The sequence below is a fragment of the Mycobacterium sp. IS-2888 genome, from assembly GCF_001954215.1.
In the GTDB taxonomy this organism is placed as follows: Bacteria; Actinomycetota; Actinomycetes; order Mycobacteriales; family Mycobacteriaceae; genus Mycobacterium.
The window spans coordinates 97,823-114,103 of sequence record NZ_MBET01000101.1; the positions used below are offsets into that span (position 1 = coordinate 97,823).

Annotated in this window: 14 protein-coding genes and 1 pseudogene; 9 read left to right on the top strand and 6 right to left on the bottom strand. The window is 65.7% G+C overall.

Annotated features, from left to right (window positions below; all coding sequences use genetic code 11):
• From A5745_RS20815 to A5745_RS20835, 5 genes are all read left to right on the top strand, one after another.
• Complete coding sequence (locus A5745_RS20815) at positions 1–1,227, top strand: amidohydrolase family protein (protein WP_076118570.1); 1,227 nt, start codon at positions 1–3, stop codon at positions 1,225–1,227.
• Complete coding sequence (locus A5745_RS20820) at positions 1,199–1,630, top strand: nuclear transport factor 2 family protein (protein ID WP_076118572.1); 432 nt, start codon at positions 1,199–1,201, stop codon at positions 1,628–1,630. Before A5745_RS20815 ends, A5745_RS20820 begins: the two co-directional genes overlap by 29 nt.
• Entirely contained in the window at positions 1,627–2,730 is a 1,104-nt protein-coding gene (locus tag A5745_RS20825) for an acyl-CoA dehydrogenase family protein (RefSeq protein ID WP_076118574.1), read from the top strand. The genes A5745_RS20820 and A5745_RS20825 overlap by 4 nt, the downstream gene beginning before the upstream one ends.
• 25 nt (positions 2,731–2,755) lie before the next feature.
• On the top strand, positions 2,756–3,535 hold the full coding sequence (locus A5745_RS20830; protein WP_076118652.1) for an acyl-CoA dehydrogenase family protein: 780 nt from the start codon (positions 2,756–2,758) through the stop codon (positions 3,533–3,535).
• A gap of 103 nt (positions 3,536–3,638) precedes the next feature.
• The gene (locus tag A5745_RS20835) at positions 3,639–3,908 is read left to right on the top strand and encodes a DUF4190 domain-containing protein (RefSeq protein WP_076118576.1); all 270 of its coding nucleotides are present in this window, start codon (positions 3,639–3,641) and stop codon (positions 3,906–3,908) included.
• A 9-nt stretch (positions 3,909–3,917) separates the two neighbouring features.
• Here A5745_RS20835 and A5745_RS20840 read toward each other — a convergent pair whose 3' ends face one another.
• Positions 3,918–5,093 (bottom strand): acyl-CoA dehydrogenase family protein, encoded by a 1,176-nt coding sequence (locus tag A5745_RS20840; protein ID WP_076058974.1) that lies wholly within the window; start codon positions 5,091–5,093, stop codon positions 3,918–3,920.
• Between the two features lie 219 nt (positions 5,094–5,312).
• Between A5745_RS20840 and A5745_RS20845 the strand changes: the two genes are divergently transcribed.
• From A5745_RS20845 to A5745_RS20860, 4 genes are all read left to right on the top strand, one after another.
• A complete protein-coding gene (locus tag A5745_RS20845; protein WP_076058972.1) occupies positions 5,313–5,963 on the top strand; it encodes a TetR/AcrR family transcriptional regulator in 651 nt (216 codons plus the stop codon).
• A 221-nt stretch (positions 5,964–6,184) separates the two neighbouring features.
• A complete protein-coding gene (locus tag A5745_RS20850) occupies positions 6,185–7,387 on the top strand; it encodes a cytochrome P450 (RefSeq protein WP_076118578.1) in 1,203 nt (400 codons plus the stop codon).
• Positions 7,388–7,410: 23 nt separating this feature from the next.
• A complete protein-coding gene (locus A5745_RS20855) occupies positions 7,411–8,250 on the top strand; it encodes a mycofactocin-coupled SDR family oxidoreductase (protein ID WP_076058969.1) in 840 nt (279 codons plus the stop codon).
• A gap of 11 nt (positions 8,251–8,261) precedes the next feature.
• Positions 8,262–9,098: an SDR family NAD(P)-dependent oxidoreductase gene (locus A5745_RS20860; RefSeq protein WP_076118581.1), complete on the top strand. Its 837-nt coding sequence runs from the start codon at positions 8,262–8,264 to the stop codon at positions 9,096–9,098.
• On the opposite strand, the pseudogene A5745_RS20865 reads toward A5745_RS20860, so the two are convergent.
• The 5 genes and pseudogenes from A5745_RS20865 to A5745_RS20885 all read right to left on the bottom strand — a co-directional run bounded on the left by A5745_RS20865 (position 9,095) and on the right by A5745_RS20885 (position 16,281).
• A pseudogene (locus tag A5745_RS20865) lies at positions 9,095–11,517 on the bottom strand (CaiB/BaiF CoA transferase family protein). The gene A5745_RS20860 and the pseudogene A5745_RS20865 sit on opposite strands and share 4 nt — an antisense overlap.
• Complete coding sequence (locus tag A5745_RS20870; protein WP_076118583.1) at positions 11,518–12,636, bottom strand: Xaa-Pro peptidase family protein; 1,119 nt, start codon at positions 12,634–12,636, stop codon at positions 11,518–11,520.
• A complete protein-coding gene (locus A5745_RS20875) occupies positions 12,626–13,795 on the bottom strand; it encodes a Xaa-Pro peptidase family protein (protein WP_083663010.1) in 1,170 nt (389 codons plus the stop codon). Before A5745_RS20875 ends, A5745_RS20870 begins: the two co-directional genes overlap by 11 nt.
• A 38-nt stretch (positions 13,796–13,833) precedes the next feature.
• Positions 13,834–14,895: an amidohydrolase family protein gene (locus A5745_RS20880; protein ID WP_170874432.1), complete on the bottom strand. Its 1,062-nt coding sequence runs from the start codon at positions 14,893–14,895 to the stop codon at positions 13,834–13,836.
• 141 nt (positions 14,896–15,036) lie between these two features.
• Complete coding sequence (locus tag A5745_RS20885; RefSeq protein ID WP_076058962.1) at positions 15,037–16,281, bottom strand: cytochrome P450; 1,245 nt, start codon at positions 16,279–16,281, stop codon at positions 15,037–15,039.

Consider the following 16,281-nt stretch of genomic DNA (forward strand, 5'->3'; position numbering starts at 1 on the left):
GTGTTGACGCTCAAGGCCGCCGGGCTGCTCGACGTTGACAGCGGCGAGATCCTGCGGCCCGGTATCCTGCGTATCGACGGCGATCGCATCGCCGGTGTCGGCGGTGACACCGAGGGCGAGCTGATCGACCTCGGCGACCAAATCCTGCTGCCCGGATTGATGGACATGGAGGTCAACCTCCTGATGGGCGGCCGCGGGGAAAAGCCCGGGCTGTCGCAGGTCCAGGACGATCCCCCGACCCGGGTGCTACGCGCGATCGGCAATGCCCGCCGCACGCTGCGCGCGGGGTTCACCACCGTGCGCAATCTCGGTCTCTTCGTCAAGACCGGCGGCTACCTGCTGGATGTCGCGCTGGGCAAGGCAATTGACGCGGGCTGGATCGACGGGCCGCGGGTGGTCCCGGCAGGTCATGCCATCACGCCGACGGGCGGGCATCTGGATCCGACGATGTTCGCGGCGTTCGCACCGCACGTGCTGGACTTGACGATCGAGGAGGGCATCGCCAACGGAATCGACGAGATCCGTAAGGCGGTGCGTTACCAGATCAAGCACGGCGCCGAGCTCATCAAGGTCTGCTGCTCGGGCGGCGTGATGTCGCTGACGGGACCACCTGGGGCGCAGCACTATTCGGATGAGGAACTGCGCGCGATCGTCGACGAGGCGCACCGGCGCGGGCTGCGGGTGGCCGCGCACACGCACGGCGCCGACGCCGTCAAACACGCGGTGGCAGCCGGCATTGACTGCATTGAGCACGGCTTCCTGGTCGACGACGAGGCCATCGCGATGATGGTCGAGCACGGCACGTTCCTGGTATCCACCCGGCGCCTGGCCGAGGGCATGGACGTCTCGCACGCCCCGCCCGAACTGCAGGCGAAGGCCGCCGAGATGTTCCCGAAGTCGCGCACCTCGATAGTGGCCGCGCACGAAGCGGGCGTGAAGATCGCGGTCGGGACCGACGCCCCGGCGATTCCACACGGCCGCAACGCCGACGAGCTTGTCACGCTCGTCGACTGGGGTCTGCCCCCGTTAGCGGTGCTGCGGGCGGCGACCGTGACTTCGGCCGAGCTCATCAACTCGACCGACCGCGGGCGGCTCGCGCCGGACCAGCTCGCCGATATCATCGCGGTACCGGGAAACCCGTTGGAAGACATAACCGTTACCCAGCACGTCAGCTTTGTCATGAAAGGCGGCAAGGTCTATGTCGACAAATCAGCCGACCAGAACTGAGGATCTGGTCGAGATCCAGCAACTCCTCGCCCGCTACGCGGTCACCATCACCCAGGAAGACATCGACGGGCTCATCGGCGTCTTCACACCCGACGGAACCTACAGCGCGTTCGGCGATACGTACGGCTTGGACAAGTTCCCGGAACTGGTGGCCGCGGCACCAAAGGGCTTGTTTCTCACCGGAACTGCGCTGGTCGACATCGACGGCGATGCGGCCACCGGGACGCAACCGCTGTGCTTCATCGACCACGCAACCCATGACATGCGCATCGGCTACTACCGCGACACCTACTCCCGCACTGACGACGGATGGCGGCTGAAGACCCGGGCCATGACGTTCATCCGCCGCAGCGGAGTGCACGATTCCGGACGCCCGCACGCCGTCGGCCGCCCTACCCCGTGAATGTCGAGGAGTTCCGGGCGGGGCTGTGCGCGTGGCTCGACGACAATGACCTGACCCCGGGGCCAGACCACTCGCTGCAGGGACACATGCAGCAATTCGCCCGCGTCAGCCGGGCGCTCTACGACGCCGACTGGATGCGCTACGGCTGGCCGGTCGAAGTCGGCGGATTGGGTGGGCCCGCGGTGCTTCGCGCGATCGTCGGCGAAGAAGTGGTCGGCCGCCGGCTCGCCGAGCCCGGCCCGTACTCGATGCTCGAGGTCCTCGCGCCGACGATGATCGACTACGCCCCTGCAGAACTCGCTGCCGAGATGGTGCCGCGCCTGCTCAGCGGCGCCGAGCACTGGTGTCAGGGATTTTCGGAGCCCGGCTCCGGTAGCGACCTGGCGTCGCTGACCACCCGGGCGGTCCAGGACGGCGACAACTGGATCGTCAACGGACAGAAGGTCTGGACGAGCTTCGCCCAGTTCTCGACGCGGTGTGTCCTGCTCGCCCGCGCCGCGCCCGGCCACGACGGAATCACCGCGTTCTTCGTCGACCTGGACACCCCCGGCATCACCATTCGGCCGCTGCGCACGATGCACGGCGTGGACGAGTTCTGCGAGGTGTACTACGACGATGTGGTGATCCCGTCGAGCCGGATGCTCGGCCAACCCGGAGACGGCTGGCGGCTGGCGATGGACCTGCTGCCCTACGAACGCTCCGCCTGCTTCTGGCAGCGGATCGCCTACCTCTACTCCCGCTTCGACGAGCTCATCGCGCAGACAGCCGCCGACGAACCCGACGGCCATGACGAATTCGAGCTTGGCGCAGCCTATCTCGCCCTGCACACGCTGCGCTGCCGATCCCGCGACACCCAGCACCGGTTACGCGACGGGGCACGTCTGGGTCCGGACACCTCCATCGACAAGGTGCTGCTGGCCAGCGCCGAACAACGGCTCTACGACACCGTCCGCGACCTACTCCCGGGAACCCTGGAGCTCGACGACACGCAATGGCGCTCGGAATACCTGTATTCCCGCGCCGCGACCATCTACGGCGGCACCGCAGAGATTCAGCGCAATATCATCGCCCGCCGGCTGCTCGACCTCGGAAAGGAGTAAAGCCGTGGACCCCGAGGCGCTGCGCATGCTGGCCGACTCCCTACGCACCGCGATGACCGCGGCGGCGGGAGCCAAGCTTGACGCGGCGTTATCCGAGCTCGGCTGGATCGACATGCTCGACGAGATGCCGGATACCGCAGTCCCTTTGGTGTTCGAGTTGCTCGGCGAGACCGGCGCGCACGCCTCTGTGCTCAACGACATCGTACTGAGGGCGACCAGAAGCGCGCCGGAGGGCAGCGTGCCGCTGCCGTGTGCCGGTGACCGCTGGGTGGTGTGGGAACGCGGCGATGGCTCCAGCTCGGCACTCGACGACGAACTGCCGATACGTTCCGTGCCGCGGGGAGAGTCGCTGCCGCCGACCGCGTTAGCCGCCGGGCGACGGGCCGTGGGCTGGTGGCTGGTCGGCGCCAGCCGCGCGATGTTGTCGCTGGCGCGCCAGCATGCCCTGGACCGCGTTCAATTCGGCCGACACATCAGCTCGTTTCAGGCGATCCGGCACCGGTTGGCCGAGACGCTGGTCGCCATCGAGGGCGCGGAAGCGACGCTGGGTGCTGCCGCTGAGGACGCCGACGGCCTGGCTTCCCTGCTGGCGAAGGCCGCGGCCGGCCAGGCGGCGCTCTCCGCCTCGCGCCACTGCCAGCAGGTCCTCGGTGGCATCGGCTTCACCGCCGAACATCCCCTGCATCGCCATATCAAACGGGCCCTGGTCCTGGACAGCCTGCTGGGCAGCGCGAGAGAACTGACCCACGAGGCGGGGAAGTCGTTGCGATCCAAAGGATATGCGCCGCGGCTGGCGCAGCTGTAGAAGCTCGATGTCCCACCTGCCACAAAGCGGGAGGGCTACCCAATGTGCCCGCCTCACAGCGACAATCCCTGGCACACGGCCGCGGCGCCTAGACTTGGCACGCATGGGCCGCCCCGTCGCACCGCGCAACCAGGTGGGTGTCGCCTCCGTCATCTTGGGCGTGGTCGCACTCGGCACCTGCTGGCTCCTGATCGGAGTGCCCCTCGGCATCGCGGCGGTGCTGACCGGTGATGTCGCCCGACGGCGCGTCCAGCGCCGCGAAGCCAACAACCCCCGCGCCGCGGTTGCCGGCATCGTGTTGGGGGCGGCGGCGATCGTCGCCGGGCTCGTCGCCATCGCCTACTACGCCTGGGTGGACGCTCGAAAGCCTTGATCCCGCATGCTAATTGCGCGGGAGGCCGAGGATGCGTTCGGCGATGATGTTCCGTTGGATCTCGGAAGTCCCGCCGGCGATGGTCGCGGCGAACGTGCGCACGTAGCGATCGAACCAGCTGCCGTAGTGGCTGTCCAGGTTCAGCGGCGCGACGGGCGAGGTGACCGCGTGAAGCACGAGCCCGTCCGGCCCCTCGGCATTCAACGCGTCCTCGCAGGCTCGTTGCATCGCCTCCGACCCGAGAAGCTTCAGCACCGACTGGGCGGGCACGTCCTCTTCCCCGCGTGCGGCCTTGGCCAAAGTCGCCGACCCGATCAGCCGCAGCGCGTAGCAATCCATAACCAGGGTTGCGTAGTGATCGCGCTGCAGCGGTCCCGATGCGCCGAAATCGACGGTCAGCGCGTGCAACATCCCGGCGTAGTCCATCCACAACATGGCTCGCTCGTGACCGAGCGAACCGGTTGCCACCCGCCAGCCCTGGTTGATCTCCCCCACCAAGTTCTCGGCCGGGACGCGCACGTCGGTGAAGAACACCTCGTTGAAGTCGACGTCTTCGCTGTCCGCCACCGACGCGAAGGGCCGGCGGACCACGCCGGGGGTGTCGGTCGGGATGAGTAAAGCACTGATGCCCTTGTGTTTTGGCGCCTCGGAGTCCGTGCGCACGAAGGTCAAAAGCACGTCGGCGTCGTGGGCGCCCGATGTCCACACCTTCTGCCCGTTGACCACGAAGTGGTCATCGTCTAGCACCGCGCGGGTTTTCAATGACGCCAGATCCGAGCCCGCACCGGGTTCGCTCATGCCCAGCGACGCGGTGATCTCGGCCCGCAGAATCGGCACGGCCCATCGCTGCTTTTGCTCATGCGTGCCGAACGTCAACAGGGACGCCGCGATGATGCCCACGCCCTGCGGATTGAAACTCTGGTAGATCCGGCGTCGCGACAACTCTTCGAGGTACACGTATTGCTGCAACAAGGTGGCGTTTCGTCCACCGAACTCCGGCGGGTTGCCGGGCAGCAGCCACCCACTGTCGAACAGCAACCGTTGCCAGCGGCGCGCCCAATCCGGAATGTGTGAACTCGAGCGGGGCCGGTCGAATGCCTCGGCTTCCGAGGGCAGATTGGCATCGAGGAAAGCGACGAACTCGGAGCGAAACGCCTCGACATCGGCATCGAAACTCAGCTGCACGGCACTCCTAGAAGGGGTAGATCAGGGTTTCCGCTGACGGCGCAGTTCGCTCTTGCGATTTCACTTCCATACACGCGTGTAAGAGAATAGTATTCTCGTGGTAAGAAAGTTACAATCTCAGACACGTCGTCCGTGAGGGGGTCGAGCGCACAGATGCCACGGCGTTCTCCGGTAGAGTCCAATCATGTTCTCCCCTCGCGGCAATCCCCTGAGCCGCTCGTGACCAGCCCAAGCGAGGAGCCCGCCTGGAAGCAGCGCGCCGTCGAGCGGTCGATCAAGACCGCGAAACTGCGGGCCGCCCAGCGCGTCCAGCGTTTCCTCGATGCGGCGCAGGCCATCATCATCGAAAAGGGCAGCACGGACTTCACCGTCCAGGAGGTTGTCGACCGTTCCCGCCAGTCGTTGCGGAGCTTCTACCTGCAGTTCGACGGCAAGCACGAACTGCTGCTCGCGCTGTTCGAAGACGCGCTGAGCCGCTCCGCCGACCAGATTCGCGCCGCCACGGAAAGTCACACAGATCCGCTCGAGCGGCTCAAGGTTGCCGTTGAGCTGTTGTACGAGTCCTCGCGCCCGGATCCCACGGCGAAACGGCCGTTGTTCACCGACTTTGCGCCGCGATTGCTGGTTACACACCCGGCCGAGGTCAAGGTCGCGCACGCGCCCCTGCTGGCATTGCTGACCGAACTGATGGAAGCGGCCAGCGACGCGGGCGAGTTGCGCGCCGAGATCAATCCCAAGCGAGTGGCCGCCATGACGATGCAGACGGTGATGTTCATCGCTCAGTCCAGCGGGGGCCCGGACGACGCGACGATCCATCCCATCACCGCCGACGAGGTCTGGGACTTCTGCTCACGCGGATTCGTCGGCTAGCGATCACGCGATAACCAGCGGCACGGCAACACCAAATGAGCAACTATCGCACGCCACTTGCCTCGTGAGAATCAGATTCTCTAATATCTAGAATTGCAAATAGCCAAAACGGATTCGTCGTTGACACTGACTTGTGGCGATGACAGGGTTCTCAGGCGACACGACGGCGATTCCCCGGGGGGCGGGGCGACGCGGTTCCGGCGAGAGGCGATTGATTTCCCGTGACAGTCAGCGCGGCCAGCGAGGTGTACTTCGATCCGTACGACGTGGAGCTGAACGCCGACCCGTACCCGATGTTTCGGCGGCTCCGCGAGGACGTTCCGCTGTACTACAACGAACAGCATGACTTCTATGCGCTGAGTCGCTTCGCCGACGTCAATGACGCGCTGGTCGATTTCCAGACCTTCAGTTCGGCCAAGGGCGCGATACTCGAGCTGATCAAGGCGAACATCGAGATCCCTTGGGGCGTAGTGCTGTTCGAGGACCCGCCGATCCACGACATCCACCGCAAGCTGCTATCCCGGATGTTCACGCCGCGCAAAATCAACGAGCTGGAATCCAAGATCCGCGAATTCTGTGCTCAGAGTTTGGATCCACTCATCGGCACGGACCGGTTCGACTTCGTCGCCGACCTGGGCGCGCAGATGCCGATGCGTGTGATCGGGATGCTGCTCGGTGTGCCCGAGGAGTTCCAAGAAGCGGCACGCGATCGCGCCAACGCCAACTTGCGCACCGAAGCCGGCAAACCCATGGACACCACCGCCGAAAACATGATGAACGGCGAGTTTTTCGGCCAATTCATCGACTGGCGTGCCGAACATCCTTCCGACGACATCATGACCGAACTGCTCAACGTGGAGTTCGAAGACGAGACCGGGACCGTCCGCCGACTCCGCCGCGACGAATTGCTCATCTATATCAGCGTGGTGTCCGGCGCCGGCAACGAAACCACCACCCGGCTCATCGGGTGGACGGGAAAGGTGTTGGCCGAACACCCCGACCAGCGGCGCGATCTGGTCGCCGACCCGTCGTTGATTCCAGGGGCCATCGAGGAGTTGCTGCGCTACGAACCGCCGGCGCCCCACGTGGCCAGGTACGTGACCCGTGATGTCGAGTACTACGGGCGCCGCATCCCGGAGGGCAGCGTCATGATGATGCTCGTCGGCGCGGCGAACCGCGATCACCGCCAATTCCCGCCGGACGGAGATGTTTTCGACATCCGACGCGAGCCGCGCCAGCACCTGACGTTCAGTGTGGGCACCCACTACTGCCTTGGCTCGGCGCTGGCCCGCCTGGAAGGTCGGATCGCGCTCGAGGAAATCTTGAAGCGGTTTCCGGAGTGGGATGTCGACCTTGCCGAGTGCAAGCTCTCCCCGACCTCGACTGTGCGGGGTTGGGACACCATGCCAGCCGTAATCGGTTGAGCCATCAAGGAAATGAGGTAACCATGACTGGACGTGTTGAGGGCAAGGTCGCTTTCATCACCGGGGCGGCGCGAGGTCAGGGCCGCGCCCACGCGGTGCGGCTGGCGCAAGAGGGCGCCGACATCATCGCAGTCGACATCTGTAAATCCTTCGTGCAGAACACCACCATTCCCGGCTCGACGCCAGAGGATCTCGCCGAGACCGCCGACCTGGTCAAGGGACTCAACCGCAGAATCGTCACCGCCGAGGTCGACGTGCGCGACTACGACGCAGTGAAAGCGGCGGTCGATGGCGGCGTGGAGCAACTGGGCCGGCTGGACATCATCGTGGCCAACGCAGGCATCGGCAATGGCGGCGACACCCTGGACAAGACCAGCGAGTATGACTGGCAGGAAATGATCGACATGAACCTGTCGAGCGTCTGGAAGTCGGTGAAAGCCGGTGTCCCACATCTGATTGCAGGCGGCAGGGGCGGCTCGATCATTCTGACCAGCTCGGTCGGCGGATTAAAGGCTTACCCGCACTGCGGCAGCTATGTCACCGCCAAGCACGGCGTGGTGGGCATCATGCGGTCCTTCGCGGTGGAGTTGGGGCACCACAGTATTCGTGTCAACTCCGTGCATCCGACCCACGTGCGGACGCCCATCCTGCACAACGAAGGGGCCTACAAGCTGTTCCGCCCGGATCTCGAAAACCCGGGCCCCGACGACATGGCCCCGATCTGCCAGATGTTCCACACACTGCCCGTTCCCTGGGTGGAGCCGGAGGACATTGCCAACGCGGTGCTGTTCCTCGCTTCGGACGAATCGCGCTACGTCACCGGCGTCACCCTGCCCGTCGACGCGGGTAGCTGCCTGAAATAGGGTTCCGTCCTATGGACGGATTCGAGGGACGCGGTGCGGTCGTCACCGGCGGCGCGAGTGGCATCGGGTTTGCAACCGCCACCGAGTTCGCTCGCCGCGGCGCGCGCGTGGTGCTTGCCGATGTCGACAAGCCCGGGCTGGAACAGGCCGTGTCACAGCTGCTGGACGAGGGGTTCGACGCGCATGGCGTGACCTGCGATGTCCGGCATCTCGAGGAGATGGTTCACCTCGCGGATGAGGCCTTCCGCCTGCTCGGCCAGGTCGACGTGGTCTTCAGCAATGCCGGCATCGTCGTTGCCGGTCCGATCGCGCAGATGACGCACGAGGACTGGCGCTGGGTGATCGACATCGATCTGTGGGGCTCCATTCACGCCGTCGAGGCGTTCGTGCCGAGGCTGCTCGAGCAGGGCACGGGCGGCCACGTCGCGTTCACCGCGTCGTTCGCCGGCCTGGTACCCAACGCCGGCCTCGGGGCCTACTGCGTCGCCAAGTACGGCGTGGTCGCCCTCGCCGAGACACTGGCCCGCGAGGTCAAGGACAGCGGCATCGGGGTGTCGGTGTTGTGCCCGATGGTCGTCGAAACCAAGCTTGTCTCCAACTCCGAACGAATTCGCGGCGCGGATTATGGATTGGCGTCGACCCCCGACGTGACGGGGTCGCTCGGGCCGTTGCCGGCGCAGGACGACTCCCTGGGCGTCGACGACGTCGCCCGCCTGACTGCCGACGGGATTTTGGCCAATCGGCTGTACATCCTTCCGCATGAGGCCGCCCGCGCTTCCGTGCACCGCAGGTTCGAGCGTATCGACCGCACCTTCGACGATCAGGCGGCCGAGGGCTGGCGCCACTAAGCCGGGGCCTGGCCGATGATTCCGTCGACCTCCAGCTCGGCGATCTCCGCGGGCGTCAAACCCAGTTCGGCTAGCAACTCGTGGTTGTGCTGCCCCAGCAGCGGCGCGGCCTTCGTGTGGAATCGCGCCGGACCGCCGGAGAACCGCATCGGCACGGTGCTGAGCCTGGCCCGCCCATTGACCGGGTGGTCGACTTCTTCGAAGAAGCCTCGAAAAGCCAGCTGCTGCAGTTCCGTTTGGCGATGGGGCTGCATGACCTTGGCCACCGGCACTCCGGCATCCCAGAGCTTAGCGACGATGTCGTCGCGGGTGCGCTGTTCACACCACGCGGCCAGGTGCTCGTCGATCGAATCCTGGTGTGCGCGCCGCCCGCCTTCCGTCGACAGCGCGGGATCGGTCGCCCAAGAAGGTGATCCGAGCGCGCCGCACAGGCTTTGCCACTCTTGGTCGCTAGTCACGGCTATCGCGACCCAGCTGTCGATTCGACCGAACTCGTCGATATCGGCGGCGCGGTAGAGATTCTGCGGTGCCGCGGCGGGCCCGCGATTGCCCGCGCGTTCCAGCAGCGCGCCGTACGCGGTGTACTCGATGATCTGTTCGGCCGAGATGCTGAGTGCGGCATCGACCATCGCGGCCTCGACGAGCACGCCCTCACCGGTGCGGCGGCGGTGTTCCAGCGCCAGCAGCAGGCCGTTGAGCGCATGCACACCCGCGTTGGGGTCGCCGATCGAATACGGCTCGTAGGGAGGGCGGTCGGGATATCCGGTCAGCCAGCTCAGGCCGGAAGCAGACTCGATGGCATAGGCGAACGCGGGATTGTCGCGCCACGGCCCGTCGAGCCCGAATCCGGGCATCCGCAGCATGACGGCGTCGGGCCGAATAGCCTGTACGGCAGCAAAATCCAGCCCGATCTGGTCCAGCACCCGAGGTGTGAAGTTCTCCACGATGACGTCGCAAGTCGCGATGAGCCGGAGCAACACCTCGCGCCCGCGCCGGCTCTGCAGGTTAAGCGTCAGGCCCTTCTTGTTTGTGTTCAGCGCCGCGTAGATCGGCGACTTCTCCCACCACTGGTCTTCGGTGATCGGCACGCCGGCGATGAGCCGGGTACCGTCGGGCCGGCGCGCGGATTCCACGTGCACGACATCGGCGCCGAGCATGGCCAGAAAGTGGGTGCAGCAAGGACCGGCCCAGAACGTCGTCATGTCCAATACCCGGATCCCGCTGAACGGCAACAGATTCGGGGCGACGAACCCGTCGGTATCGGACGCGGCCGCGAATTGGCGGCCCGGTAACGCGCGGTGTGTTCACCAAGTCGCGGCGCCGGACCGGGCGGCCGAAGCCGGGCGGGCCGCATCCGGTAGGGAGGGCCCGGCTGCTGGAAACCGCCACGCGGGTTGCGCACGAAGGAACCGCGTTCGACAAAGTGTTCCAGCGACGCGATGTTGGCGCCGTTGGCGACGGGAGCGTTGGGAATGCGGAATGCCGTTGCGAGTTCGCGGATCTCGTCGACCTGATTGGTCTCCACCCACGCGTAGATATCCTCGGCGTGGATGTTGGCCTGCTCGGTGATGGTCAGCGGTGATTCTTCATCGATCCATTCCGGGTGGCCAACCATCGCGCACAGGTCGAACCACTGCTGCGCGGTGCCGCATCCCAGGTCGACCAGACCGTCTTTCGCCTGGGCCACCCCAGGCACCGTGAGTCGGCGCGCATCCCGCCATGGGCGGCCCAGCATTTCATAGTAGGTGACCGGATAGTAGGTCAGACAAAGGATTTGGGTCTCGAGCATCGACAGGTCGATGAGTTCTCCCGGCTCCCCCGAGTCAACGCGGCCAAACCGTGACGCCAGCATCGCGGCGCTGGCGTAGGCCCCGGCCATGTATTCCCCGACCTGCCCGCCGATGTAGACGGGGGCTCGCTCGGGCAGTCCGCGTCCCAGACCGACGATCCCGCCCGACCACGCCTGCAGGGTGAACTCGGTCGCGGCCCGGTCGTGCCAGGGGCCCTCCAGGCCGAAGGGCGTGATCGACGTAACGGTGGCATGCGAATACGCTCGATGGATCGCAGCGGGTGTGAAGTCTTGGTGTTCAGCCACTTTGGAACCCGTGGACCAGACCACCGCGTCCGCCGCCGCGAGCAACCGGTGAACCATCTCGACGTCATCGTCCACTTCGGGATCGGCGACAACACTGTGTTTCGATCCGGCCAGGAAGCTGAACAACGCGCCGTCGGCGCCGGGTGGGATGGTCGCGCCGGAGGCCGACCAGTGTCGCAGCGGATCACCTTGCGGCGGCTCCACTTTAACGACGGCGGCGCCGCCGTCGGCGAGTAATTTGGTGCAGTACGCGCCCGCGATTCCGGTTGAGAGGTCGACGACCGTATAACCGGCGAGCGGCGCCTGCGGTTCAGGTTCCCCCACTCATGCCTGCCACGACGGACTACGGGTCAGCACTTCGGGACCGTCGGCGGAGATGAGGACCGCCTCGCGGCCAAAGACCGCCCCAACCCCGGCTTCCCAGACGTAGCCGGTCACGGCCAGCACCATGCCCGGCTCCAGTCGTTCGCGGACCGCGCTTTCGGGCAGGTGGTCGGAGACCACGGGCGGGTCGAAGCCCATGCCCAGGCCCCGGGCCACCGGCATTGGCGGTGGCGGCTCACCCGCGGCCTGGTACGCGCCCAGCAACTCGGCGGCTCCCGCTCCCGGCCGGCACGCGGCTAACAGCTTGGCCCACAGGTTGTCCCAGCGTCGATACAGCGCCGCGGCGCCGAAGGGTTCGCCTACGGGCCAAGTGCGTCCCACCTCGCCGATGTAGCCGCCGGCCAGGACGCCAGCGGAAAAGGCGACGAGGTCGCCGTCTTTGATGCGGTCGTCGCCGTTGACCCGGCGCCACGGATGTTCGCGCGAAGTCACCCACGCGACATCCTGATTCGACGGCGTGCTCACCCCGCCTGCCGCCAGTGCCTCCAGCAGGACTCCGGCCAGAATCTGTTCGCTGACCCCCGGCCGCAGTTCGGAGACCGCGGCGGCCAGGCCCGATTCCGCGACCGCGATCGCATCCCGCAGCGAAACCAACTCTTCGGCCGTCTTGATGCGCCGGGCGGCCCGCATGGCCAGTTCCCCGTCGACCAACTCGGCGTTGGGAAATGCGCTTGGCAGTAACTTGGCGAAAGCCGGTGAGAGCGCATCGGTCCCGACGCGGCGCGCCGTGGCCGCGCCGTCGATGCGCTGCAGCGCCGCGATGGTGTTCATCGGGTTCCACGAGATGCCGTACAGGTTTTCGTGGGGAATGTCGTCGGGGACACCCTCATCCCACGTGCTGAGCAGATGAACGGCACCGGTCTCGCGAACCAGCACGCAGGTGGGTCCGAACGGCCGGGTGCCTGCGACCCACAGCTGCGGTGTGCCGGACACGTAACGGACGTTGGCCTGCCGCCCGAGCACCAGGACGTCCAGATCGTGCGCGGCCATCTGCTCCAGCGCCCGGTGCCTGCGGCCGAGACGCAGCGCCCTATCGTCGGGCAGGACTTCAGTTGCCATAGGGGTCATAGGGGTAGTCGGTCAACTTGATCCAGCCGTCGTCGGTAATCACCAAGACCTCTTCACTGCGGTAACCGCCGGTGCCGTCCTCCCAGACCACCGGCTCCAACACCAGCACCATGCCCTGCTGCAGCACGAAATTCTCGTCGAACTCGTCGCCGAGATCCGTTCCTATCATGGGCATTTCGGCGGCGTTGACGCCTATACCGTGGCCGAGGTAGAAGTGCGGCAGCCAAGGTTTCGTGCCGCCGTTGGCCTTGATCGCGGCCCGGCCCAGATCGGCGGCGGTGACTCCGGCGCGGGCCACGTCCAGCACCGCGCTCAAGATCTCGAACCATTTGTCGAACTGCGCCCGCTGCGGCGGCGACGGGTCCCTGCCGACGATCCAGGTGCGCCCGAAGTCCGAGCAGTAGCCGTGGTAGGTGATGCTGACGTCTGTCCAGAGCACGTCGCCTTCGGCCAGCTCGCGCTCGGTGGAAAGCAGGGGCAGCGCGAGATCTCCGTGCGTTGTCCACACGCCCTCGGCCTTGCTCGGCGGCATCACCTGCCAGATGGGTTCCAGCATGCTTGCCTCGGCACCCAATTCGAAGGCGCGTCGCAAGAAGCTTGCGGATAGCTCGATCTGGCGGATGCCGGGTGCCAGCGCCTTGTGGACTTCGACCATCGCCTCGTCGGTGATCCGGACCGCGGTGCGCATGCAGGACAATTCGTCCGGCGTCTTGACTGCCTTGGCGGCGCTGACGACGGCAGCGGCATCGGCGGGAGCGCCGTTGGGGAACAACAACTTCGCCGCGCGCGACATGGCGCCGGTGCATTCGTCGATGGCGATCGCTGCGCCGACAGGAATGAGGTCGGCCAGCTGGCGGGCGAAAATCCTGACACCCTCATCGAATTCGAGATAGACCGGTCCGTGCAGGTGGTCGGCGGGTAGGTCCGCCTCGTGCGCGGCGCCCTCGCGGAACGGCAGGAACAGGTGCGGCCACGGGTCTTCGGCGACTACGACGGCGACGGGTCGCTCGACGTAGGACAGCCCGGCATCGCCCAGGGGCCAGCTGGTCCCGGTCGCATACACCACGGCGTTGTTGCCCAGCAGGATCATTGCGTCGACCCCGCGTTCGGCCATCGCCGAGCGCAGCCGAGCCCCGGTCTCGCGACGCATGCGGGCGAGATCGGGTGTTTCGGGAATCGCGAACGTTGTCACAATCCGAGGAATTTGGTGATGTTGCCGCTGACGATGCGCGCCGCGTCGGCCGGTCCGACGGCGTCGACAACCGCCGCGAGTGACTTCTCCGAATAGCCGTATGTGCTTTCGTTGTGCGGATAGTCGCTGGACCACATCACCTTGTCCACGCCGATCTTGTCGATCAGCTGCAGACCCAGCGGGTCGACCATGAACGAGGCGCTCATATGGGTGTCCCAGTAATAGCGCACGTCGTGTTCCAGCGGCCGGTTGAACATATGCTGATACGAGGCCACCAGGTGCTCCGCGTCTTGCAGCGCCCAGGGGACCCAGGAGATCCCGCCCTCGAACCAGCCGAGGCGCAGAGCTGGGTGCCGATCGAGGATGCCGCCAAAGATGTACTTGGCGAACGTCTCCCGGAAGCCATCGATGTTGATCATCATCCCGACGACGACGCTGTTGAACTCGGTCGGGCTTTTCGGCGGCGTCTCCCCAATGTGATGCGTGATCGGAAGTCCGGCGGCCTCGATCTCGTCCCAGACAGCGTCCATCGACGTGCTTGAGTAGTCGATCGGGTTGCCGTCGTCGTCCTTGCCCGGGTTCAGCGGCATCAGGAACGTCTTGAGCCCCAATGATTTCAGCTCTTCCAACGTTTGCCGCGTGCCGTGCGGGTCCCACCAGTTGATCAGCCCGGCACCGTAGAAATGGCCGTCCGAGCGTTCCTGGAGCTCCGCGATGTATTCGTTGTAGATGCGGAAGGCGAGTTCGCGTAGCTTCTTGTCGGGATAGTGGAACAGCGCCAGCACCGCGTTGGGGAAGGCAAGTTCCTTCTCGACACCGTCCTCGTGCAGCTCCTGAATCCGGGCCTCGATGTTGGTGCTTGCGGCGCCGGGCAGGTCGTCGTATTGCATCAACACCGCGCTGAAATCGCCCGGCAGGAACGACTGCCCCTTGCGCCCCACTTGGTACGCGCCGTCCTCATACCAGATCCGCGGAGCTTTCTCCTTGAGATCGTCGGGAAAGCGTTCGTAAAAGATGTCGGCGGCCAGGGAGATGTGGTTGTCCGCGGAAAAGACCACGGTCCCGTCGGGCAGACCCACATCGGCGCCCCCGGCGTGACCGCGGCGATCCTTCGGTGCGCCAAAGCCTTCCGGCGGGTAGAGCGAAATGGTGCTTGATTGAGTCGTCATCATTGACCCTCCATTCGGATCGGCACTTGGCTACCAGGTCACCGGCAATTCGTAGACGCCGTAGGCGAGACGGTCGTCCTTAAAGGGAATGTCCTCGATCGGGACCGCCAGCGTCAACGTCGGGATTCGGCGGAACAGTGTCCGATAGACGATTTGCAACTCCGCACGGGCGAGCTGCTGGCCCACACACTGATGCCGGCCGTAGCCGAATGCCACGTTGCGATCGGCCCCCGCGCGGTGCAGATACAGCCGGTCCGGTTCGGGGAAAGTGTCTGCATCCCAGTTCGCCGGCGCCAGATCGATGATGATGCCTTCGCCGGCCTTGATTACCTCTCCGGCGATGTGGATGTCTTCGACCGCGACTCGGCGCTGACCATTTTGGATGATGCTGAGGTAGCGAAGCAGTTCCTCGACGGCGCTCGCGATGATCTTCGGGTCTTCGGCGTCGCGGATAACGGCGAGCTGTTCGGGATTCTGCAGCAGGGCAAGCACACCGATACCGATCATGTTCGAGGTGGTTTCGTGTCCGGCGATGAGCAGTCCGGTGCCGAGTTGCGCGGCTTCCTTGACGCTGAGCTCGCCGGCCTTGACACGCTCGGCCAGGTCGGAGACCGCGTCCTCGGCGGGATTTTCCATTTTGGCCTCGACCAGCTGGGCCAGATATTTGTGCAGGCTGATCGCGCCCTTCGCGGTGTCCTCACCGGTCGCGTAGCGCGCCAGCCCCACGTTGGCGTGGTGCTGGAACATCTCGGCGTCCTCGTACGGCACCCCGAGCAGCTGGCTGATCACCAGCGACGGGACTGGCAGCGCCAGCGCGGTGACAACATCGGCGGGCTGCGGTCCGGCAAGCATCGCGTCGATGTGGTCGTCGGTGATCTGCTGGATGTTCGGGCGCAGACCTTCCACGCGCCTGAACGTGAACGGCTTGGACAACATCCGCCGGAACCGAGTGTGCTCTTCACCGTCGGAGGTGAAGACCGATCGCGGACGCTTGTGCACCGTGGACAACATGCCCGCGTTCCAGTGCGGAAACCCGGGCACCCGATCGTCGACGCTGACGCGGGAATCCGAGAACAGTTCGCGCACTTCCTCGTAACCCGTGATGAGCCAAGGTGTGCTGCCGTCCCAGATCCGGACCCGCGACAGCGGCTTGCTCGCCGCCAGCGCCATGACGTCCGGGGGTGGGGCGAAGGGGCAGCGCGCATTCCTGGCCATCGGATAATCCGGGATTTCTGCGGTCGCCTGGGCTTCGGTGCCCGTCAGTGTGTCTGACAT

What these genes read in the sequence shown, in the direction of transcription:
- A5745_RS20820 (WP_076118572.1), top strand. Translation starts at nt 1,199, where the DNA reads ATGTCGACAAATCAGCCGACCAGAACTGAGGATCTGGTCGAGATCCAG.
- A5745_RS20830 (WP_076118652.1), top strand. Translation starts at nt 2,756, where the DNA reads ATGCTGGCCGACTCCCTACGCACCGCGATGACCGCGGCGGCGGGAGCC.
- A5745_RS20835 (WP_076118576.1), top strand. Translation starts at nt 3,639, where the DNA reads ATGGGCCGCCCCGTCGCACCGCGCAACCAGGTGGGTGTCGCCTCCGTC.
- A5745_RS20855 (WP_076058969.1), top strand. Translation starts at nt 7,411, where the DNA reads ATGACTGGACGTGTTGAGGGCAAGGTCGCTTTCATCACCGGGGCGGCG.
- A5745_RS20860 (WP_076118581.1), top strand. Translation starts at nt 8,262, where the DNA reads ATGGACGGATTCGAGGGACGCGGTGCGGTCGTCACCGGCGGCGCGAGT.
- A5745_RS20870 (WP_076118583.1), bottom strand. Translation starts at nt 12,636, where the DNA reads ATGGCAACTGAAGTCCTGCCCGACGATAGGGCGCTGCGTCTCGGCCGC.
- A5745_RS20875 (WP_083663010.1), bottom strand. Translation starts at nt 13,795, where the DNA reads ATGCGTCGCGAGACCGGGGCTCGGCTGCGCTCGGCGATGGCCGAACGC.
- A5745_RS20885 (WP_076058962.1), bottom strand. Translation starts at nt 16,281, where the DNA reads ATGTCAGACACACTGACGGGCACCGAAGCCCAGGCGACCGCAGAAATC.